This window comes from Veillonella intestinalis, assembly GCF_943192895.1.
GTDB lineage: Bacteria > Bacillota > Negativicutes > Veillonellales > Veillonellaceae > Veillonella_A > Veillonella_A intestinalis.
On record NZ_CALPCB010000005.1, the window covers coordinates 87246 to 108367 of the forward strand.

The window sequence follows — 21122 nt, forward strand, 5'->3', positions numbered from 1 at the left end:
TATTCTTAGTGTCCATAGGAACCTCTCGCTTCCTCATCATCAAATGTAAACTGATCGGCTGTTTCGTCAAAACGAATTTCAATAGAACGCGCATGCCCTTCTAAGCCTTCGGTGCGAGCTAAGGTTGCAATGTGAGGCGCTAATTCTTGTAAACGGGCTTTGGAGAACTGCATAAAAGAAGTACGTTTCACAAAGTCATACACACCAAGGGGCGAAGAAAAACGAGCCGTACCACTGGTAGGTAATACATGATTAGGGCCTCCCATATAATCGCCTACTGGCTCAGCCGTATAAGGGCCTAAGAATACAGAGCCTGCATTTTCAACTAAGCTCATATATTCCACAGCATTCGCCAATTGAATTTCTAAATGTTCTGGCGCCACTTCATTCATCAAGGTGAACATATCTTCAATAGAGTCAATAATAGCAATGAAACTCCGCTCTTCAATAGCCGTTCGAGCAATCGCTTCACGCGGTAATTCCTTGAGTTGCCGTTCCACTTCCTTAGCTACCGCATTGGCTAACAATTCACTATTAGTAATTAAAATAGAACGCGCTCGTTTATCATGTTCTACCTGCGATAATAAATCGGCCGCAATGTGAATAGGATTCGCCGTTTCATCAGCTAAAATACCGATTTCAGATGGGCCCGCAATCATATCAATGGATACTTGCCCAAATACTTGGCGTTTAGCGGTGGCCACATAAATATTACCAGGCCCTACAATTTTATCCACTTTTGGCACCGATTCCGTACCATAGGCTAAGGCAGCTACTGCTTGGGCCCCGCCCACTTGATACACCGCATCAACACCAGCCAATTTGGCGGCCCCCAATACGATAGGAGCAATGCCGTCTTTCTGCGGTGGCGTCACCATGATAACTTCTTTCACGCCTGCAATTTTTGCCGGCAACGCACACATTAAAATAGTAGATGGGTACGCAGCGGTGCCACCAGGCACATAAATGCCAACTCGTTTCAAAGGCGTCACCTTTTGCCCACGCAATACACCAGTTGTGTCTAAATCAATAAAGCTTTGATCAATTTCTCGTTTGTGAAAGGCTTCAATATTCGCTTTAGCCACTGTGAGGGCTTCTACTAATTCAGCAGGTAAACTATTATACGCCGCTTCAATATCTTCCTGTGGAACACGCAACACCTCAAGGGTAACACCATCGAATTGTTCGCTGTACTGACGAAGGGCTTCATCGCCACCAGCAATAACCGTTTCAATAATAGTTCGTACCTGCTGTTCAATCGCCATATCCGTCGTTTGTGCTGTATATTCATTAACTAAGTCAATCATCTTAGCTAAGGGCTCTCTATATATCTTCATCGTTCTCTCCTCTTAGTTTTCTCTATATAGGCTGTCAGACTTGAGCAGCCTTTAACTGATCCACAAATTTAAAAATCTCACTACGCTTTTGTTTCAAAGCCAATGGATTTGCCACCAAACGCGTAGAAATAGGCATCAGCCAATCAAAAATTTGCAAGTTATTTTCTCGCAAGGTCGTACCCGTTTCGGTAATATCTACAATAGCATCGGCTAAGCCAATTAAAGGGGCCAGTTCTACAGAGCCTTCAATTTTAATAATTTCTACGTCCTTACCACGACTGGCAAAATAGGCCTTAGTAATGTTAGGATATTTAGTCCCAATTGTATGTCGCCGTGGCTCATTCATGTCATAGCCTGCTAAAGAGGCTAAAATAAATTGGCAGCGTCCTGTCTGAAGGTCTAATAATTCATAGCTCGTATTTTGCTGTTCCTCTAAAATATCACTACCTACAATGCCGATGTCTACGACACCATTATTGAGGTAAGTCAAAACGTCGCCACCTTTAACTAAAATCACTTCTAAACTATCCCCTAGCTGAATTACGAGTTTACGTTTCTTATTGCGTAAAGGTTCACAATCAATGTCACAAGCCTCCAGAAGGGGAATGACCTGCTCCTCCACACGGCCTTTTGTTAGGGCTATACTAAGCATCTTCACTCACTCCTTCTTCAGTGACTACATATAATACAGCATTTTCACGCTCCGCCTGACGTCGTGCGTCCTCCAAACTATCAGCTAGCACTAAGCTATACGCCGGATGATTCACTAAATACGCAGCTGCTTTAGGCCAGGCAGTTGGCTCATAATAAACTAGCACTGGTTTAGCTTTCGGCACTTCCATTTCAGCTACTTGAGCTAGCACATCTAAATCAAAAGCCATGCCTACAGCACAAGTAGGTTCTTTTTGAAAATTAGCTAACAAACGATCATATCGGCCACCACTGACAATATAGCTAGCCACTTCATCAACATAACCTCTAAAGGTCAAGCCCGTATAATACGGCTGCGGTGGTCGACTACTTAAATCAAGGCGAACCTGCTGATTTGACATATGTTGTACCGTTTTCGCTAAATCCATCAATTGATTGACAATTCGTTGGGCTGTCATGGGTAAAATCACTTGATTTAACTCTTGCTGTACTTCTTCTACAGAGCCAAATAAACGAGGCCAAACCACTAAAAGCGGATATAAAGCATTTTCAGCATAACTTTCAATAATCGTTTCATACCGTGGCAAATTCTTATTGAATAAAGCATCAAACAAGGTCTCTTCCTCATCAGCCGTTAAGCCTAAGGCTTCCACAATCGCAGGAGCAAAACGAGCATCACTTAATTCTAAATACAGGCGATTATTTAATAACAATCGATTTACTTGATTGATAACTAGCAAACATTCCAGTTCAGCTCGATTCGACTCATAACCAACTAATTCAATGCCCGCCTGTGTCACTTGATTTGCCCAGCCACGGTGAGCCTGATTCATAGCCAACACGTCACCAATATAGTAAAATTTAGTGGGCAAGCTTACTTGTATGTTGGATAAAAACCGCGCAATTGGTAAGGTTAAGTCTGGTCTCACAACTAAACGCTCTTGCGAACTATCAACCAATTCATAGAGCTTTTGTTGAATGGCTAAATCATAATCATCAAAGACATTTTTATATTCAATTAAAGGTGTTATAATTTTTGTATATCCTCGTTTGTAAAAGCATTTCGATAATAAATTGCTAAGGAGCGCCTTCTTCTGCGCTTCCTCACCAAACTCATCACGAAAGCCTTGAGGCAAGCGTTTTTGTTTCATATCCCAAACCCTCTCTTTACTCGTACTGCCTATCTATATACATCATCAAATAGAAATGATAATGTGACTACTACTTAAATTTTAATCTTGCATTTAACTCTTTATCACTTCATCTAACTAAAGTGTTAAAGATATAATACACTGTAAGACACACTTCGTCAATATAATATTACGCATAGATTTTATGCCTTCCAGTCATATAAAGGTATAAGACCTATGTTCTTATACCTTTATATTATTATATCTTTATGCCTTTATACTCTTTATCCTTATACTCTTATATTCTTACATCTTTATATTCTTATAGTCATATCCCCTAACATCTCCTATCTCTATAAACGAAAACATAGGTGAGTAAGCCAGAACCTCCTAAAGCCATATATACAAAAACATCCTTTACTATATGTCGTCACGTATTCAACGTGAACTTCATGACAATAGTTAAAGGATGTTTTTATTTTTCTGAATCGCTATCTATTAATTATATTTCAATTTATATCAGGTAACCGGCGCTATATAACTCTAAGCCCAAGCCGTTTCAAAAGCACTCACCCCATGGGAGTCAGATCCCACCATATACGGCACGCCCAACGCATAGGCCATCCCTTGGATAAAGGAACTAGGATACATTTCACGACAATTTGTCTTGAATAAGCCAGCAATATTATAATCAAGGGTACGATTCTGGAAGCGTAACGTTTCAAGAATCTGCCGAATCACTTGCTGCGTAACACTATCATAAGTGTTTTTAAAATTAAAATGGTGCTGATACTTTTTAATCAAATCTAAATGACCAATACGCACTGGTGTGTGAGGCCCAAAGTCAGTCTGCACGCCCTCTAAAACCAGTTGGAAATACCGACGATACAGCACATCTTGCTTAGTAAGCCACGGTCCAAAGCCCTTCGCAAACTCCGCTTCACTGTAATCTACACACCAAAAGCCATCGTCCACACCGGGCATAAAATGAACAGACAACAAATTATCCCCCGTATAGGGCCCTACCAAATCTAAAAATTCGCGAGTCGCTTCCTCAAAGCCAGGCAAATAATCCACTTCAAAGCCGATAGATAGATTAATATATTGACCATACTCTCTTTGTAATTCAGTACCTAAGGCTAAATAGGGTTCTACTTGATCCATACGAATTGACGCCGTATCATAGGCTTCTTTATCCCCTTTATACCGCCGAGTAAAACCATTAGGTAGGGGGGCGTGTTCTGTTAAACACAATTTATAAAACCCCAGTTCAATAGCCTTTTCAATTAAAAGAGCAACCTTTTCACCACTCCCATGGGGGCATAATTCAGTGTGTAAATGACCATCAACCAATTGCCCCTCATATTGATTGTGACCTACGATGGAATATTGTTTACTCATAAATGGCTCCTACTTGCTAACAACAAGGCCTAACGTCTTGTACTTATGAGAGGCCCACTTAGATAATACATACTTACCTATAGTGTACAACAATATCTTAGAAAGCGCCACGCACATACATAATAATAGCTACTGTTAAAATAGCTAACACAGATACAACTACATAATCAAGCCCGCGCATCCCTACTGTAGCAACAAAGCTGTGATTTTTATTACCAAAACCACGTAACTCTAGGGAAAGTGCCATCGTTTCAGAACGGCCTAAAGATTTCAATAATAATGGCTGAATAACCGAACCGTAGGAAGCAAATCGTTTGAAAATGTTCCCGTCTAACGCTAAACCACGACAAGCCTGTGCTTCTTGTACGGCTTTACTTTCTGCAATAAAATCTGGCACAAAGCGAAGTGCCGCAGTAAACATAAACGCATATTCATAAGGAATTTTACATTGTGTCACCAAAGCTGCCGTTAAATCCTGCAACTTAGTTGTAGCCAAGAGCATAATAAATACCATCGTCATACAAAGCATGCGCAACCCTGTCACATAAGCAGATTCTAAGGTGCCACCGCCAAGATATTGTACAACTGCTAAGAATACGGCAAAGGCCGCTAAGACTAAAACAGCTTTAAACTGTTTGCCCAAAAGGCCCGTTACTAATAAAATAATAAGCTCTAAGGCTAGTAATAACGTTAATTCGTAAGGAGTTTGGAATAGAACAGCCCATACGGAAAACGCAATAGTCATCAATATTTTGGTAAAAGGTACTAATCGTTGCATGGGTTTCCTCCTAACTGCGACCCTTACGAGCTAGCATTTTTGTTTCAAAATCTTTCATAGACTTACAATAACCAAGGCCTGGTACCGCTTCGGCTAATTCCACACAAGGTGGTTTCGTAAGACCTAAATCAAATAAATCTTCACGAGCAGTAAATAATTCTTCTGGTGTACCATCAAACGCTTTGGTTCCATAACCAATAATGATAGCCCGTGTACAATGGGCCGCCATAATCTCCATATCATGCGTTACCAACAAAATGGTAAGCCCTGTAGAGCGTAAGGTTTCTAATAACTCTAATAATTCCCGTGTTTCTTTGCCATCTTGGCCACTCGTTGGCTCATCTAAAATTAAAATTTTAGACTTCATAGCTAAAGCCGATGCAATCGCTACTCGCTGTTTTTCCCCACGGCGAAGCGTTGGCGGATAAGCATCACGCAAATGGCTAATCCCTGTGGCTGCCAATGCCTTCGACGTAATATCAGCTACTTCTGCTTTCGTATAACCTAATTGTTCAGGGCCAAAGCCTACTTCTTCAGCTACGGTAGGACGAAACATCTGACGGTCTGGTTGTTGAAACACATACCCGATAAAACGACCACGATCAGCAGGGGATAAATTAGTAATATCTTCCCCATCATAGTACATCTTGCCACTTCGTGGCTTTTCAAGACCCATCAGCAAACGAGTAACTGTTGTTTTACCACAGCCATTACGACCGCCAACGGCAATAAATTCACCTTCACCGATAGTAAAATCTACATTATCTATAATATCTTGCCCTAGGACATAGCCAAAGCGCAAGCCTTTAACTTCTAGCATAGTAACCTCCTTATGATACGCGTAAACCAGATTTAGCAGCGGTTACACTGAGCCATGGCTGTTCAAATTCATAACCGGCTTCTTCTAAGCGCATATAGGTTGTAAAGATAGATGGTAAGGCATCTACATAAATAGTATGGTTATACATATAACGCAATGTGTTTTCAGGCACATCATCACAGCGAAGTTCCCCGTCCACCATAAGGGCCATACGATTGGCATATGGTAATACAGCATGTAAATCATGATCAATAACCACAACGGTAATGCCATATTCTTTATTCAAAGAACCTACTAAACGATATAATTCATCGGTACCTTCTGGGTCAAGTGAGCTGGTTGGCTCATCCAACACTAAAATAGAAGGATTCGTAGCTAACACCGAGGCAATCGCCAAGCGTTGACGTTGGCCACCAGAAAGGCTTGTAATCTTACGCTGTTCCATGCCTTCAAGGCCGACTTGTTTAAACACGATAGCACTGCGTTCTTTAATCTGCTCTGGCGTATACCCACGATTTTCCATAGCAAACGCTACTTCTTCCGCTACGGTCATCGTCACAAGCTGCGTATCGTAATCGGCTAACACAACACCGATTTCAGTAGCCAATTCGGAAATTTCCGCTTGCGTTGTCGCCTTGCCATTAACATATACCATGCCTTCCATGCGACCACCATAGAATTTAGGCACGGCCCCAATCATAGCCATACACAAAGTGGATTTACCACAGCCTGCAGGTCCCGTAATTACTAGAAAATCGCCATCATTAACAACTAAGTTAATATCTTTAATAGCGGGCTTCGTTTGTTTACCATAGTAATAGGAAAAATGTTCAATTGAAATTTTAGCATCAGTGGTTGGTACTAATTCATACTGACTATGATCACTAGAAATGACTTCATCTGCATTTGGTAAATAGCCACGACGAGCAAACAAACGTTGGGCTGGCACATAGAGTAATGGCGTTACTACTGCATTACAAAGCGCTACAATTAAAACTAAAGGCCACATCCCTTTAAGATATACATCAAGCGGTAAAGCTAGTACATAAAATAAAATGGTTACGAAAATACCTCCTGACACTAAAGTGCTACAAAACCCAGATACAACAGGAGGAATCATATTCCCACCAATTTTTACTTTGCTAAACATATGCACAATGAAAGCACAAGTTAAAGCACCAGCTGGTTCACTTAATAAGTTAGCATAAGGAAAAGCCGATTTAGAGGTCATCAAATTGATGAGCGCTGCTACTAAGCCAATCCCCAAAGACTGACGAAAATTAGGTCGTGTCAAATGAATAGCTACACAATAAGTAGCAATCATCCAGTTTGGTGTAATCCCTGCTACACTAGGGCTAACTAAGTGCAAAATCGTACCCAAGGCCAACATTAACGTGCTCACTGTAACCCAGCGAAATTGACCGCCTTGCACATGTGTATATACTAATTTTGAAACATCTTGAATTCGCTCCATACTTCTTTCCTCCTAAAAATGGGTATAAAAAAAACCTTTCAATCCCAGAAAATCTAGGGACGAAGGTTATCCGCGGTGCCACCCCAATTGGTCATAAAGACCCGGCTCACTACGTACGGCCTACCCATAGGCGATACGCGCTCCTTTGTTAACGGTCGGAGATGACCGGTGGCGCCTACCAAAGTTCGGGCCACGTCTCCCAGGTCCATTCATTATAAACTCTTGCATCAGGCTCCCACCATTCCCGACTCGCTGTAGCCGAACTCTTATAATTACTCTTCCTGTTCGTCGACGATATCTTTATGTTTTTTTCAATTATACACAGGTAGGGAAAAGAAGTCAATATAAAGTTTAAAAGTTTATAAAACCTTACATAACTCCCTATATCTCAAAGGCTAGACTCATTAAATCTATCTCAAACATTAAAACCGATAGTAACTAGATTACAGAATGGACCTTTCTTGCCGCAAACCAATCTTACCATTAACCGTTCTACTTTAGAAAAGTCCTCTATAATCTCTTTATACTTATAATATTTACAATATTTAAATTAATAAAATCTTAAAACATCAATTCACAAAAATCTATAAATATAAAACTAGTTACATAACTTATTTAATATATGCTAACACCGCCTCCGTCATGCCTTCGGTATTTACTTTTTTCATGCCAGCCTTGTAAATATCACCCGTACGATACCCCGCTACAAGTACGTCTTCCACTGCTTTTTCAATCGCAGCAGCCGCCTTAGGAGCGCCTAATGAATGGCGACACATCATAGCCGCTGATAAAATCGTTCCTAATGGATTGGCAATGCCCTGACCCGCAATATCTGGCGCTGAGCCATGGATAGGCTCATAAAGTGCTGTGCCCGTACCAATCGAAGCTGATGGCAATAAACCAAGGGATCCTGAAACAACCGCCCCTTCGTCACTTAGAATATCTCCGAATAGATTAGTCGTCACAATCACGTCAAACTGACCAGGATTAACTACTAATTGCATGGCTGTGTTATCTACATACAAATAATCAAAAGCTACTGTTGGATTAGCAGTGGCTTTTTCTTGTGCCACTTTACGCCATAAACGAGAGGATGCCAATACATTGGCCTTATCTACGCTCGTTACCTTTCCTTTGCGCTGTTTGGCTGTATTAATAGCTACATCCATAATTCGTTCAATCTCATAGCGATGATACGTTTCTTTATCCCACGCCACTTCATTGGCCCCTTCACCGCTAGCTTCCGAACGTTCACCGAAATAAATGCCTCCAGTCAGTTCACGAACGATAACAAAGTCTACATCCTGCACCAATTCAGGTTTTAGTGGAGAATAGTCCTGCAAGGCTTTGAAAATACGAACAGGGCGTAAATTACAGAATAAGCCCAACGCTTTACGAAGGCCAAGAATAGCCTTTTCTGGTCGAATGGCTGGATCTACCGCATCCCATTTAGGGCCACCTACAGCCCCCAATAGCACAGCATCTGCCGCTTTACAAGCCTCAATGGTCGATTGTGGTAGAGGCTCACCATAGGCATCAATCGCTTCTCCACCAGCCTTATGCTCCGCCCAACGAATTACGATATTATCTTTAGCCACCGCTTTGTCCACAACACGACGAGCGGAATTAACAATTTCACGCCCTATACCATCGCCATTAATGGCGACTACTCGTTTCTCTATACTCATATAAATGCTCTCTTTCTCTCTTCTATTCTCTTTTGTTTATTTTTCTACTTCACTCTATCCTTTTTATAGCTTATTCTATCTTTTTATATCTTATTCTATTTTTCCTGTTTTATTCTATCTATTACCGTTGTATTTCTCTTTTTTCTATTTCATGCTTTCTTTTAAGCGGATTCCTTACTTAGCCCCGCTGTTTAGCAAAGTTTACAAGGCCACCCGTTTTGGCAATGGCTTGTACGAAAGGAGGCAACGCTGTACCTTGGTACGTTTCACCAGTGGTTAAATTATGCACTTCACCTGAACTCATATCAATCCCAATTTCATGGTTCGCCTTAATATGTTCAACCGCATCACCAATTTCAATCACCGGCAAGCCAATATTAATGGCATTACGGAAAAAAATTCGTGCAAAACTATGGGCAATAATACAAGGTACCCCACTCGCTTTAATGACCGCTGGTGCATGCTCGCGCGAAGAACCACAGCCAAAATTCTTACCAGCTACCATCAAATCGCCAGCTTCTACATTAGGAGCGAAGGTCGTATCAATATCTTCCATCGCATGGGTAGCTAGCTCCGCCATATCAGCAATCGCCAAATATCGAGCGGGAATGATTACATCTGTATCTACATTGTCGCCGTAGCGCCAAATTTTACCTTGAAAATCCATATTAAACCTCCTCTGGCCCTGCAATACGCCCAAGTACAGCACTAGCTGCTGCCACATATGGGCTAGCCAAATATACTTCACTATCTACATGGCCCATACGCCCTCTAAAATTACGATTCGTTGTGGAAACAGTTCGCTCCCCCGCTGCCATAATGCCCATATAACCACCTAAACAAGGCCCACAAGTTGGCGTACTAACGGCACAGCCTGCTTCAATAAAGATATCTACCAAACCTGTTTTTATGGCTTGATCATACACATCTTGACTGCCTGGAACTACAATACAACGTACAAAGTCCGCCACTTTTCTATCTTTAAAAATGGACGCCGCTGCTTCTAAATCTTCATAACGCCCGTTAGTACAAGAGCCAATTACTACTTGGTCAATGGCAATATCGTTAGCAATATCTGTAATGTAGTGCGTATTCGATGGCAAATGAGGGAACGCTACCACTGGCTGTAAAGTAGCTAGGTCAATAACTACCGTTTCACTATATACGGCATCTTCATCCGCTACCACAGGCGTATAAGCCCGTTTCACACGACCTGACACATAGGCCTCCGTCACTTCATCATAAGGGAAAACACCACATTTGCCACCTGCTTCAATCGCCATATTGCAAATAGTCAAGCGGTCGGCCATAGTCAAATGGGCAATGCCATCGCCACAAAATTCAATCGCTTTATAACGCGCCCCATCAACGCCAATGCGACCAATAAGTTCGAGGACAATATCCTTGCCTGTTACCCACTGGTTAGGCTTACCCGTCAGCTCCACTTTAATGGCTTCTGGTACTTTAAACCAGGTCTGGCCCATAGCCATCGCCACGCCTGCATCAGTAGAACCTACACCCGTAGCAAACGCGCCTAGCGCACCATATGTACAGGTGTGAGAATCGGCACCAATAATCATATCACCTGGCGCCACCAATCCTTGCTCTGGTAATAGTACATGTTCAATGCCCATACGGCCTACTTCAAAGTAATGAGTGATTTTCTCTTGCCGTACAAAATCACGCATAACTTTCGCTTGTTCCGCTGATTTGATATCTTTATTCGGTGTAAAATGATCTGGCACTAGATAAATTTTCTCTCTATCAAAAACAGGTTTACCAATCTTTTTAAATTCTTTTAACGCTGGCGGAAAGGTAATATCATTCATCAACACGGCGTCTACTTTACACTCTATAATTTCCCCTGCCTTCACCGTTGCTACGCCTGCATGGCGCGCCATATTCTTCTCTGTCATCGTCATCCCCATAACGAATGCCTCCTTATATTACTCTCATTAATTCTCTTAATTTATTTTGCTTAAATTGGCTATTCTTAATTTAATGCTTTTAATGTAATACTCTTGATTTGCTTCTCACGGTATAATTCTTTTGATTTAATTTTCTTGTTCTTCAAATTCTTTTTCAATTTCTTCTGTTAAATACACATAGTTAACCGCATTAATATAAGCTAACACGCTAGATAAAATAACGTCAGTACTCACACCACGCCCATTATATTGGCGCCCATTATAAGCAATAGTCACTTGTACTTCACCAAGAGCATCTTGACCAGCTGTTACCGCTCGCACCTGATAGTCGATAAGTTCTATTGGTAAACCAATGACACGCTGTGCTGCTTTAAGGGATGCATCAACAGAGCCATCCCCAACGGCGGCATCTTCACGAATGCCCTGTGGGGTCTTAAGGCGCACATCAGCATATGCATAGCCACGCTCATTGGATTTATAGTGATGATGCACTAATTCAATAGCTTTTACATGGTCAATATTATCTATAACCAATGCTAAAATATCTTCATCAAAGATCTCTTTCTTGCGATCCGCTAAGGCTTTGAATTTTGCAAATAAATCGTTCACTTTTTCAGCTGTAAAATGGAAGCCCATTGTTTCCAAATGACTGTCAAAAGCATGGCGACCAGAATGTTTGCCGAGGACGATACTCGTTTTTTCAGCCCCTACGCTCTCTGGAGTCATAATTTCATAGGTGGTAGGATTATTTAACATACCATGTTGATGAATGCCTGACTCATGAGCAAAAGCGTTGCGCCCCACAATAGCTTTATTCGGCGGCACGACCATACCAGTTAGCTTACTCACTAATTTACTAACCCGTGTGAACTGCTTCGTATCAATAGCCGTAGTAACACCATACACATCTTGCCGTGTTTTAAGGGCCATTGTCACTTCTTCAATCCCCACATTACCAGCCCGTTCGCCAAGACCATTAATAGTCCCTTCTACTTGGCGTGCCCCAGCTTGAATAGCTGCTAAGGTATTGGCATTAGCCATACCTAAGTCATCGTGGCAATGAACACTAATGATAGCCTTATCAATGTCTTTCACATGCTCCTTGATGTAGCGAATTTTATAAGCAAATTCATCAGGTGTCATATAGCCCACTGTGTCAGGTACATTAAGTATAGTAGCGCCACCAACAATGGCAACTTCAAAGACTTCACATAAATAATCTAAATCTGTACGGGATGCATCTTCTGCGGAAAATTCAATTTCATCAAATTTCCCCGCTGCAAAAGCCAAGCACTCTTTCACAATAGCAATCACTTCTTCACGAGTCTTTTTCAATTTGTATTCCAAGTGAATATCGCTAGTAGCAATAAATACGTGAAGGCGACTGCGTTCAGCCTGCTGTAATGCTTCTGCAGTCCGCTCAATATCCGCCTTATTCGCTCTTGCTAAGCCACAAATAGTAGCTCCTTTCACTTGTTCAGCAATGGTCTTTACCGCTTCAAAATCACCTGGTGATGCCGCTGGAAACCCCGCTTCAATAACATCAATGCCAAGTCGCACTAGATTCTGAGCGATTTCAATTTTTTCCGGAGTCTGTAAAGATACACCAGGGCTCTGTTCGCCATCACGTAAAGTAGTATCGAAAAAATACACTCGATTCACGTCTTGTTTGTTAGTTATTGCTTGTACTTGGCTCATAAGATTACCTCTCTTCTCACTCAATATAGCCCCCTTATTTTGCTAAGAAATGACGCTCTCTCCTTCGTCTTTCTTAATGGCTCTCTCTTCTTTCTCAATAATTACTCTTAGACTTAACTAATTTACACTATTACTAACACGTAGCAAATAAATGACCCGTACTACTTGATGTAATACTGATACTAAAAAACACCCCCGGAAGCACAGCATAACTGCACGTCCAGGGGCGTTATAAGTTAATAGATATAGCTGATACAATTAATGAATACCATAATTAAGAAGAATCACTATGTATATTCTTCTTAATCATCGTATCAAATGAAAGTATCAAAAAAGCCCCTGGAATCACATTACTGTGTTCCAGGGGCATCATAAACTATAACACGGTACCACCCTAGTTGGTTCTCTTCTAGTTATAACGGAACTACCGTCATGGCTTACTTCTATTCAGCCACAAAGCTCACAGGAGAGTTTCGATACTATTCGTCCTATTGCCTCACACCAACCGGCAACTCTCTGTAAGCCACTAAATAGTTCTTTATACCTGCTCATCGCTTATTTCATTTGATGGTTGTTATTCTCTCACAAACACATATACTTTGTCAAGAGATATTTTGCATATTTGACTTAATTTCAGAATAATCTGGTAATGGCCCATACTCATTAGGCCCTAATTGACTTGGCAACAAGGTAAAAATAAAGCAAACCATGCTACCGCCTGGTATAAAATTCAAAAGTAGCCACCAACCACTAAAACCAGCATCATGAAAACGACGAATTTCACAACATAGATTAGGTGGTATAAAAGCTATAAAAAGCACGACTAACAACAGAAAAAATAGCCCCATAGACAGATCATGTCCTACCGTATCACCTAACATAATGGCAGCAAATAGGCAAGGCCCTCCAATTAAAACCCAAAGAGCTACCAATAATAATTGAAATTTCCAATATTCACCGCGAGTGGCACGACCCTGAACTGACCAATATTTTTTAGTCATACACATTTTAAAATTATCTATTAAACCTAACGAGCCTATACGATCAGTTACGATAGGCACTGATGTAATAATAGTTGCTTGACCACAATGGGTACAAAAGCGAGCCCCTGGTTCCAAAGGCTGACCACAATGAGAACAAAAATGACCACCCTGCTGTTCACGCCCACATTGTTTACATGGCATATAGCTCACTCCTCTAAAATAAACTACTGTACGATACTCTTTATTATACATGATTTTTATCAAAGTAACAGTCCTTATACAATAAAAGCAGATGCTAAGAGGCATCTGCTTTTTCATACTGCTAATCTTTATTATTCCCCATAATAACTATAATTAGGGACAGGACCATATTCATTAGCCTCTGGTTTCCCTTTCATAATCGAGAAAATAAACAATACGAAAGAGCCTGCATAAGGGACTAAATGAAGTAACAGCCACCAAGCACTACGGCCCAAATCGTGCAAGCGCCGAACTTGTACCGCTAGGGAAGGCAATAAAAATGGCAAGCCTACAAGAGTCGTAATAATGTCTAATGTGCCTTCATCGAAGGTAAACATCCAAGCGATAATACCTACTATGAGCATAATAATAAACTGCACTAAAACAAACTTCCAATATTCACCACGACTCGCACGCCCTTGAAAAGTCATGTATTTTTTAGTCATACACATTTTAAAATTGTCAACAATTGGTAATGAACTCATATATTCTCCTCACTTTTAAAAAGGCGCCAACTATAGCCAAATTAAGGTTGTAGTTGGCGTCAATCTATAATTTTATTTCTTCGCAATCATAAAGCCTGTCGCTTGCTGATTTGCCATAATCGTAATATCTGAAATCTGTACTCGTTTTGGTTGTGTAGCGGCAAATACGATGATTTCAGCAATATCTTCAGCTTGTAATGCTTCTACACCAGCATATACAGCAGCCGCTTTAGCCTTATCACCATGGAAACGAACTTCACTAAATGGCGTTTCTACAATACCCGGCTGAATAGTAGTCACTTTAATATCTGTTTCAATCGTATCAATACGAATACCATCACTTAACGTTTTAACAGCCGCTTTAGTGGCACAATATACAGCCCCTTTAGCATAGGCATAAATACCAGCGGTAGAACCTAAGTTAACAATATGGCCTTGATTTTTTTCAATCATAAATGGTAATACTGTACGGGACACATACAACAAGCCTTTTACATTCGTATCAATCATAGTTTCCATATCATCAATGGAGCTCGTTTCAAAAGAATCTAACCCTTGAGCAAGGCCTGCATTATTTACTAAAATATCTACACCACCAACGGCTTCAATTTGTTTAGGTATTTCAGAACTTACCGCTTCACGATCGGTTACATCAAGTGCAAAGGTAGTTACTTTAATCTTGTATTCTGGTTCAAACTCAGACTTTAAATTGTCTAACACGTCTAAGCGGCGAGCACATAATAACAAATTATAACCTGCCTTAGCAAATGCTTCAGCCGTAGCTCGACCAATACCAGAGGTAGCTCCTGTAATAAACACTGTTTTACTCATAACTCTCATCCTCTCTACAACGATTCAGTAACGCTTGAATTACTAACAATTTATTTTTCAATCATTGATTGTAAAATAACAATATCGGTTTCACGCATTCCATCTCGAGCAATGCGCCCTACTGTGTGCACTGTATCATCAATGGAGCCCTTCACAATACCATCGCCATTTTTAAAACTATTATTCGTCTTAGCTTGACGATATGATAACAGAGCATTGCCTAAGGACATACCGATTTTCATAGCGCAAGATGCTTTGGCCCCATCACAAACAACCCCAGATGTACCTACTAAAGCATTAGATAAGGTTTCCCAAACAACTTCTTTAGGCTCATCTAAAAGATAGGCAATCCCCGCCGCCGTAGCGGACGCTGCACTAACCACGCCACAATACGCACTTAAACGACCAATATCATGCTTAATATATAAAGCTAATACATTAGCTAGAGCCAATGCTCGATAACGACGTTCTTCTGAAATCTTATATTCTTCTGCATATACTAAAATAGGCACTGACAAGGTAATACCTTGATTACCACTGCCACAATTAATCATAACTGGCATGCTACAGCCACCCATCCGCGCATCAGAACCAGCGGCTGCATAAGCGCGTGCCTTATCAGCAATAGAGGCAGACTCTTCTATAATTAATTTGCCAATATTAGAGCCATAAGAATTTTTCATTCCCTCTTCGGCAATCGCCATATTATATTCAAACTGGCGGCTTAAAATTTCTTTTAAACGCCCTAAATCAGCTTCTTCTGCAAATTCATAACAATCATCAAAGGTCATTTGAAGTTCATCAGCTAATATTTGCTCCATAGGAATATCTAACAATACAACCCCATCTTTTTCAATATGAGTAATATTCGTATGTTTCTGCTGAACAGTAACTTGTACCTCATGATCTGCCGTTTTAGCTGTCACATGAATATATAAATTAGCTACCCCTTCAGCTAAGGCAACCGTACAGAAATTGCTGTCAAATAACTCATCAGCTCGTGCTACATCAGCACTTGTAAGGCCTTCCAGAACTTCTAACTCCTTAGATGCATCACCAACGATGGCCCCCAAAATTAAGCTATAATAAAAACCTGTGCGTCCCTCTGCATTAGGGATAGTCACACTTTTAGCATTTTTAATAATATTACCACTACAATCAGCGTGTAAGGTGGTAGGAAATGTTCCCAAAACCTCTACAGCTTTAGCCGCTGCAAAAGCCAAAGCAATCGGCTCTGTACAACCAAAAGCAGGTAGTACCTCTCTCTCTAACATGCAATATAAATCTTTCATTCGGTCCTCCATGCTTTTAATGACAATACAGTATTATAACTCCATTATATCCATTATAACACTGATTAGCCTTACCACCATTCATTAATGTATGTTTTTTGTTTTGGATATACACGATTCAGCATCATTAAAGCCGTTTCATCACCCTTAATTTTTCCTTCAAATACTAATTCGGTAGCTGTCATGCGGCCTATAAGGATTAAACTTAACGCTCCCACTTCACTAACGACTTGTGCACTCTCTAGTATCTGGTCAGCTATTTTTTTGGCCTGAACACTACCATCGCTTTGAATTGTTACTTCATACGTTCCTTCATTCCAAGTAGCTAATGTATCTTTCACACCTAATGTAAAAGTATATGTACCAGACTCTGAAACGCAAGGAATATGACGCCAATGGCCATCAATATGAACTGGTACACTAGCCATAGCAGTGCTGACATCCACAATACGACTCATCATATACGGCATAGTTGTATGACCTATTTTACCATTAGGATGAAAAATGTACGACTCGTCATGTAACCCTTCATTCCAACGAATAGAACTTCCTTGGGAGCGATGATTATATAAATAATTAAGTAAGCCCTTCTGAGCGCGACGCGAAGTATATACAAACTCAGTCACAGGGATTTCTTCTGCGCCTAAACGATATACAGCATACCCTTCAATTTGCCCCGCTTCATCAGCTACATAGGCTACGCGCACACCTTCAGCAAAAAAACTCCCCAATAAACGACGCCATTCTTTTTCTCCACGAATAGCATAACCAGATAGGCCTTTAGTATACGCTTCATATACAGGCGCTAATGTTTGCCACTCCTCTTCACTCTGTAATAAACCAAACTGCAGCGTCTTATCCGTTAATGGACGAAGTTCTTCCAACGACATGGTCTGCACCCATTGATGCGCATATAATTCCCAACCATACTGCTGATAAAAAGCAGCCTTTGATGGCATAAGAATTGTTATACCTTGACCACGCTGTTTTAACTCCTCTAGTGAAGACAGCAATAATTGGCCACCAATACCACCACGACGGGCTACTGGATCAGTAGCCACCCCTACCATGTAACTAACAGGTAAGGCCGCCCCGCGAACATGTAATGTATATTGGCGCAAATGTACCATACTCGCTAATAACTCACCATCATAGCCTACCATTGTATGTTCTGGTTCATAGGCCTTTGAAAAATAATACTTAAAAAATGGATCCTCGGCTGTTTCAAAACAGTACGCCCATAAATTTTTAACCGCTTCTGTATCTTGAGCTGTTGCTATTCTAAAGTCCATATATTACCTCTACTATTACTATTTAATATTAACCAAATTCTATACAAAAAGAGGAGTCCCATGGACTCCTCTATGAATTATAACTCAATGGGACATTGATCAGCATACACTGCGTCATATTTTTCTGCAAAATGATCTGGATTATATGACTCTTTCGCTTTGCGAAGACCTGGTAAGCCCATATCTTCTTCACGATTTACAAACTCTGTATCGGCAAATTCATGACGAACAAATTCATTATTAATCGCCTGATATAAGCCACGAATTGTTGGATTAGCTTTTTCAATATGAATTAAAGCAATTCGTTCATTCAACAACTGACCAATAGTAAATGCCTCAATACGACCAAATAACTTGATAGCACCGCCAACAAGACCTAACTCATCCCAGTGTTTAAATAATAATTTAATAGCTTCTAATTCATCTTCAATGCCTTCTTCATGATGTGTTTCTACCCAGGACTCAGCAGTAGCAATACAATCAGCAAAAATATCATCCGTAAGTGGCATATACTCATAATTTGTGTATTGCATACGGAACTGATTCAAGTGATTTTTCTTCTGCCGTAATTTTTTACCGGACAAAGAAATTAAATCTTGTGTTTTATAAATATACTCAAAATTATCTCTATCTGGTGTAAATTCATAACAATCAGGGCATAACGTATTCATCCGTTCCATCATAATAGGATTTACCCCTTTAAGACGGAAAGGCAAATTATTTACTTTAAACCATTCTTTTGCCATTTCAAGACCATCTACAAATTTAGCATCTTTACCAGCAAATGGGGGTAACATAAATGGTTCTCGTTTACCGCCCCCTTTAATAAAGAGTACCCCATCTTCTTCAGCCCACTGAATACCATAGGGATCTTGCCACATAAATAAAGTTGTGAAACAACAATCCGATGCTTCGTAATGATGTTCCGCAAAATAATCATCAATAATAGGTTTATCTTTTAATTCAAATCGTTTAAATTCTAAAATAGGACTCGCCTCCTACAATACTGTCTATTTAAAATCCTAAGCCTTCCCTCATAGGGACGAACTCTTTTATTATACTATATAATACTACTTTGTAAAACAAACTATATCTATATATCTCATTCTTTATATATGTATTGTACCATAAAATTGTGCAAAAGAGAATTCCTTTCAATGAAAGTTATAAAAAAGTTACGAATCCTATAAACTTCCTATATCCGCCAGCTTAATTCTTTGGTACTATACATAGTATAAACAGATACTTGCTCACCCATTTTCATATAAGCAGGCTATCCACTACTCGATAATTTAATTACTTTAATTACTTCATCTACCTACTCACCATGAGGAGTTCCTATGACCTTACAACAACTGAAATATATTCTTATGATTGCTGAAACAGGCTCAATCACTGAAGCAGCACGTCGTTTATACATATCACAACCGAGCCTCTCCAATGCACTTCATGATATTGAAAAAACAGTAAAAGAGCCTCTGTTTATTCGTCAACGAAATGGTGTTATCCTTACACAATTTGGGCAACAATTTATAGGATATGCACGTTCCGTATGCCAACAAATGGAATTATTAGAGGATACCTTCATTAATAATCAACCTGAAAAAGTACGATTTGCTGTGTCAACACAGCATTATACCTTTACAGCTAATGCTTTCGTAGATATGGTCAAACAATTTGGCGAAGATCGTTTTGAATTCATCCTCAATGAAACAAGAACGTATCAAATATTAGAGGATGTTAAAAATCGCTTTAGTGATCTTGGCATTTTATATATCAGTGCCAACAATGAAACTGTATTACGTAAAGAAATCGCACAACGACAACTTACCTTTACACCCTTATTTACAACTAAACCGCATGTGTTTTTACGCCGTCATCATCCATTAGCTCATAAAGAAATCATCACCTTAGATGATTTGAAACCGTATGCACGACTTAACTTTTTACAAGGCCCTTATGAATCAGAATATTATGCGGAAGAAATCCTTAGTACTTTACCTACCGATAAAATCGTACGCATTAGTGACCGTGCATCAGTCGTTAACTTATTAATCGGTCTAGATGGTTATACCGTATCCAGTGGTATTATGCCAAGCTACTTACAAGGAGACGCCTTAATCGCTGTGCCACTCGCAGTGGAAGAAACAATTACTATTGGCTATATTCAACTAGCTAATCAACCCCTATCCACCTTAGCTAATTTATATGTAAATGCCCTAAAAAATTATGAACATTTATAACCCTATATAGTGCTGTAACACTTTTATGTAACACATAAATTAAATTTTAAAGGTTATCCATAGTTTTAAGCTATGGATAACCTAATTTTTAATGTATTACCTATCAATAAACAATTTATGATATCCTCTTAACTAATACTACACATTCAAATTTCACTTAGCATATATTATATTAGTTAGGAGATGAATTTATGTCAGCCTATATAGTTAGCAATTTTATTATATACTGTATTATTAATGCCTTTACACCTGGGCCAGGTAATATATTAGCCCTCAATACTACCAATGTATATGGTTGGTTAAAAGGTAAACCTTTGTTTTTTGGAATATTTGTAGGCTATTTTGTAGTTCAAGTTATTTGCGGGCTTTTTGTCTTTTTTATGGGTGCTGCGTTTCCCGAACTATTACTAATTATAAAATATATTGGCATTCTGTATATACTATGGCTTGCTTTTAATATAGCTACTAGTAAACCACAAAAGGCTACAACTACCCAGTCGGCTTCCTTTTTAAAGGGATTTTTACTTCAATTCGTCAATGTAAAAATCTATATTTTTGGCATCACAGCCTTAACAGGATATATAGCACCAATTACAACCGAATTATTTTGGCTGATTACCGCTAATGTATTTATTGCTACTATGGGCTGTATTGCAACGGGTTCTTGGATCGCTGCCGGCCTTGCTTTACAACGAATCTATAATCAACACTTTCGCTTGATTAATTGTATCTTAGCCCTTACTTTATTAGAATGTGTATATAGCATGTTATAAAAAAGAGCTGTAACGTCATTGTGAAATAAATCCACATATCGTTACAGCTCTTTATTATGTGCAAATTTTATAATTTAC

General features: G+C 39.8%; 19 protein-coding genes and 2 other annotated features. Of the genes, 2 read left to right on the forward strand and 17 right to left on the reverse strand.

The window, feature by feature from the left end; translation table 11 throughout:
- Positions 1 to 5: 5 nt before the first annotated feature.
- The 17 genes from hisD to NFR27_RS05250 form a co-directional block, all read right to left on the reverse strand.
- Positions 6 to 1337, reverse strand: coding sequence for a histidinol dehydrogenase (gene hisD, locus NFR27_RS05170; RefSeq protein ID WP_251441830.1), 1332 nt, complete (start codon positions 1335 to 1337; stop codon positions 6 to 8).
- Positions 1338 to 1371: 34 nt separating this feature from the next.
- Positions 1372 to 1989 carry an ATP phosphoribosyltransferase gene (gene hisG, locus NFR27_RS05175; RefSeq protein ID WP_251441828.1) on the reverse strand — a complete coding sequence of 206 codons (618 nt, stop codon included), beginning with the start codon at positions 1987 to 1989 and terminating at the stop codon, positions 1372 to 1374.
- On the reverse strand, positions 1982 to 3139 hold the full coding sequence (locus tag NFR27_RS05180) for an ATP phosphoribosyltransferase regulatory subunit (RefSeq protein ID WP_251441814.1): 1158 nt from the start codon (positions 3137 to 3139) through the stop codon (positions 1982 to 1984). Before NFR27_RS05180 ends, hisG begins: the two co-directional genes overlap by 8 nt.
- A gap of 522 nt (positions 3140 to 3661) precedes the next feature.
- On the reverse strand, positions 3662 to 4519 hold the full coding sequence (hisJ, locus tag NFR27_RS05185; RefSeq protein ID WP_251441812.1) for a histidinol-phosphatase HisJ: 858 nt from the start codon (positions 4517 to 4519) through the stop codon (positions 3662 to 3664).
- Positions 4520 to 4616: 97 nt separating this feature from the next.
- Positions 4617 to 5297 carry an energy-coupling factor transporter transmembrane component T family protein gene (locus NFR27_RS05190; RefSeq protein WP_251441804.1) on the reverse strand — a complete coding sequence of 227 codons (681 nt, stop codon included), beginning with the start codon at positions 5295 to 5297 and terminating at the stop codon, positions 4617 to 4619.
- 10 nt (positions 5298 to 5307) lie between these two features.
- Complete coding sequence (locus tag NFR27_RS05195; protein WP_251441802.1) at positions 5308 to 6117, reverse strand: energy-coupling factor ABC transporter ATP-binding protein; 810 nt, start codon at positions 6115 to 6117, stop codon at positions 5308 to 5310.
- A gap of 10 nt (positions 6118 to 6127) precedes the next feature.
- Positions 6128 to 7591, reverse strand: coding sequence for an energy-coupling factor ABC transporter ATP-binding protein (locus tag NFR27_RS05200; RefSeq protein ID WP_251441799.1), 1464 nt, complete (start codon positions 7589 to 7591; stop codon positions 6128 to 6130).
- A gap of 52 nt (positions 7592 to 7643) precedes the next feature.
- Positions 7644 to 7889 (reverse strand) — a binding site (T-box leader).
- A gap of 313 nt (positions 7890 to 8202) precedes the next feature.
- The gene (leuB, locus tag NFR27_RS05205; RefSeq protein ID WP_251441796.1) at positions 8203 to 9279 is read right to left on the reverse strand and encodes a 3-isopropylmalate dehydrogenase; all 1077 of its coding nucleotides are present in this window, start codon (positions 9277 to 9279) and stop codon (positions 8203 to 8205) included.
- 178 nt (positions 9280 to 9457) lie between these two features.
- On the reverse strand, positions 9458 to 9946 hold the full coding sequence (locus NFR27_RS05210) for a 3-isopropylmalate dehydratase small subunit (protein WP_251441795.1): 489 nt from the start codon (positions 9944 to 9946) through the stop codon (positions 9458 to 9460).
- A 1-nt stretch (position 9947) separates the two neighbouring features.
- On the reverse strand, positions 9948 to 11207 hold the full coding sequence (gene leuC / locus NFR27_RS05215) for a 3-isopropylmalate dehydratase large subunit (RefSeq protein WP_162099749.1): 1260 nt from the start codon (positions 11205 to 11207) through the stop codon (positions 9948 to 9950).
- 126 nt (positions 11208 to 11333) lie between these two features.
- On the reverse strand, positions 11334 to 12905 hold the full coding sequence (locus tag NFR27_RS05220; RefSeq protein WP_277612534.1) for a 2-isopropylmalate synthase: 1572 nt from the start codon (positions 12903 to 12905) through the stop codon (positions 11334 to 11336).
- A 359-nt stretch (positions 12906 to 13264) separates the two neighbouring features.
- Positions 13265 to 13466: a binding site (T-box leader), on the reverse strand.
- Between the two features lie 41 nt (positions 13467 to 13507).
- Positions 13508 to 14089 carry a DUF805 domain-containing protein gene (locus tag NFR27_RS05225; protein WP_251441792.1) on the reverse strand — a complete coding sequence of 194 codons (582 nt, stop codon included), beginning with the start codon at positions 14087 to 14089 and terminating at the stop codon, positions 13508 to 13510.
- A 131-nt stretch (positions 14090 to 14220) separates the two neighbouring features.
- Positions 14221 to 14613: a DUF805 domain-containing protein gene (locus tag NFR27_RS05230; protein WP_251441787.1), complete on the reverse strand. Its 393-nt coding sequence runs from the start codon at positions 14611 to 14613 to the stop codon at positions 14221 to 14223.
- Positions 14614 to 14685: 72 nt separating this feature from the next.
- Positions 14686 to 15444 (reverse strand): SDR family NAD(P)-dependent oxidoreductase, encoded by a 759-nt coding sequence (locus tag NFR27_RS05235; RefSeq protein ID WP_251441784.1) that lies wholly within the window; start codon positions 15442 to 15444, stop codon positions 14686 to 14688.
- Between the two features lie 50 nt (positions 15445 to 15494).
- Positions 15495 to 16736, reverse strand: a complete 1242-nt coding sequence (locus NFR27_RS05240; RefSeq protein WP_251441781.1) for an L-cysteine desulfidase family protein — start codon at positions 16734 to 16736, stop codon at positions 15495 to 15497.
- A 71-nt stretch (positions 16737 to 16807) separates the two neighbouring features.
- On the reverse strand, positions 16808 to 18028 hold the full coding sequence (locus NFR27_RS05245; RefSeq protein ID WP_251441778.1) for a GNAT family N-acetyltransferase: 1221 nt from the start codon (positions 18026 to 18028) through the stop codon (positions 16808 to 16810).
- Positions 18029 to 18105: 77 nt separating this feature from the next.
- Positions 18106 to 19014, reverse strand: a complete 909-nt coding sequence (locus tag NFR27_RS05250) for a DUF2156 domain-containing protein (RefSeq protein WP_277612535.1) — start codon at positions 19012 to 19014, stop codon at positions 18106 to 18108.
- A gap of 354 nt (positions 19015 to 19368) precedes the next feature.
- Here NFR27_RS05250 and NFR27_RS05255 point away from each other — a divergent pair, with 354 nt between their 5' ends.
- Together NFR27_RS05255 and NFR27_RS05260 are read left to right on the forward strand one after the other, a co-directional pair.
- The gene (locus NFR27_RS05255) at positions 19369 to 20271 is read left to right on the forward strand and encodes a LysR family transcriptional regulator (RefSeq protein ID WP_251441774.1); all 903 of its coding nucleotides are present in this window, start codon (positions 19369 to 19371) and stop codon (positions 20269 to 20271) included.
- Between the two features lie 191 nt (positions 20272 to 20462).
- Entirely contained in the window at positions 20463 to 21044 is a 582-nt protein-coding gene (locus NFR27_RS05260; protein WP_251441764.1) for a LysE family transporter, read from the forward strand.
- Positions 21045 to 21122 lie beyond the last annotated feature (78 nt).

Coding starts and splice junctions, on each gene's coding strand:
- NFR27_RS05260 (WP_251441764.1), top strand. CDS start 20,463: ATGTCAGCCTATATAGTTAGCAATTTTATTATATACTGTATTATTAAT.
- NFR27_RS05245 (WP_251441778.1), bottom strand. CDS start 18,028: ATGGACTTTAGAATAGCAACAGCTCAAGATACAGAAGCGGTTAAAAAT.
- NFR27_RS05255 (WP_251441774.1), top strand. CDS start 19,369: ATGACCTTACAACAACTGAAATATATTCTTATGATTGCTGAAACAGGC.
- NFR27_RS05225 (WP_251441792.1), bottom strand. CDS start 14,089: ATGCCATGTAAACAATGTGGGCGTGAACAGCAGGGTGGTCATTTTTGT.
- NFR27_RS05220 (WP_277612534.1), bottom strand. CDS start 12,905: ATGAGCCAAGTACAAGCAATAACTAACAAACAAGACGTGAATCGAGTG.
- hisG (WP_251441828.1), bottom strand. CDS start 1,989: ATGCTTAGTATAGCCCTAACAAAAGGCCGTGTGGAGGAGCAGGTCATT.
- NFR27_RS05235 (WP_251441784.1), bottom strand. CDS start 15,444: ATGAGTAAAACAGTGTTTATTACAGGAGCTACCTCTGGTATTGGTCGA.
- leuC (WP_162099749.1), bottom strand. CDS start 11,207: ATGGGGATGACGATGACAGAGAAGAATATGGCGCGCCATGCAGGCGTA.
- NFR27_RS05180 (WP_251441814.1), bottom strand. CDS start 3,139: ATGAAACAAAAACGCTTGCCTCAAGGCTTTCGTGATGAGTTTGGTGAG.
- NFR27_RS05190 (WP_251441804.1), bottom strand. CDS start 5,297: ATGCAACGATTAGTACCTTTTACCAAAATATTGATGACTATTGCGTTT.
- hisD (WP_251441830.1), bottom strand. CDS start 1,337: ATGAAGATATATAGAGAGCCCTTAGCTAAGATGATTGACTTAGTTAAT.
- hisJ (WP_251441812.1), bottom strand. CDS start 4,519: ATGAGTAAACAATATTCCATCGTAGGTCACAATCAATATGAGGGGCAA.
- NFR27_RS05195 (WP_251441802.1), bottom strand. CDS start 6,117: ATGCTAGAAGTTAAAGGCTTGCGCTTTGGCTATGTCCTAGGGCAAGAT.
- leuB (WP_251441796.1), bottom strand. CDS start 9,279: ATGAGTATAGAGAAACGAGTAGTCGCCATTAATGGCGATGGTATAGGG.
- NFR27_RS05200 (WP_251441799.1), bottom strand. CDS start 7,591: ATGGAGCGAATTCAAGATGTTTCAAAATTAGTATATACACATGTGCAA.
- NFR27_RS05240 (WP_251441781.1), bottom strand. CDS start 16,736: ATGAAAGATTTATATTGCATGTTAGAGAGAGAGGTACTACCTGCTTTT.
- NFR27_RS05230 (WP_251441787.1), bottom strand. CDS start 14,613: ATGAGTTCATTACCAATTGTTGACAATTTTAAAATGTGTATGACTAAA.
- NFR27_RS05210 (WP_251441795.1), bottom strand. CDS start 9,946: ATGGATTTTCAAGGTAAAATTTGGCGCTACGGCGACAATGTAGATACA.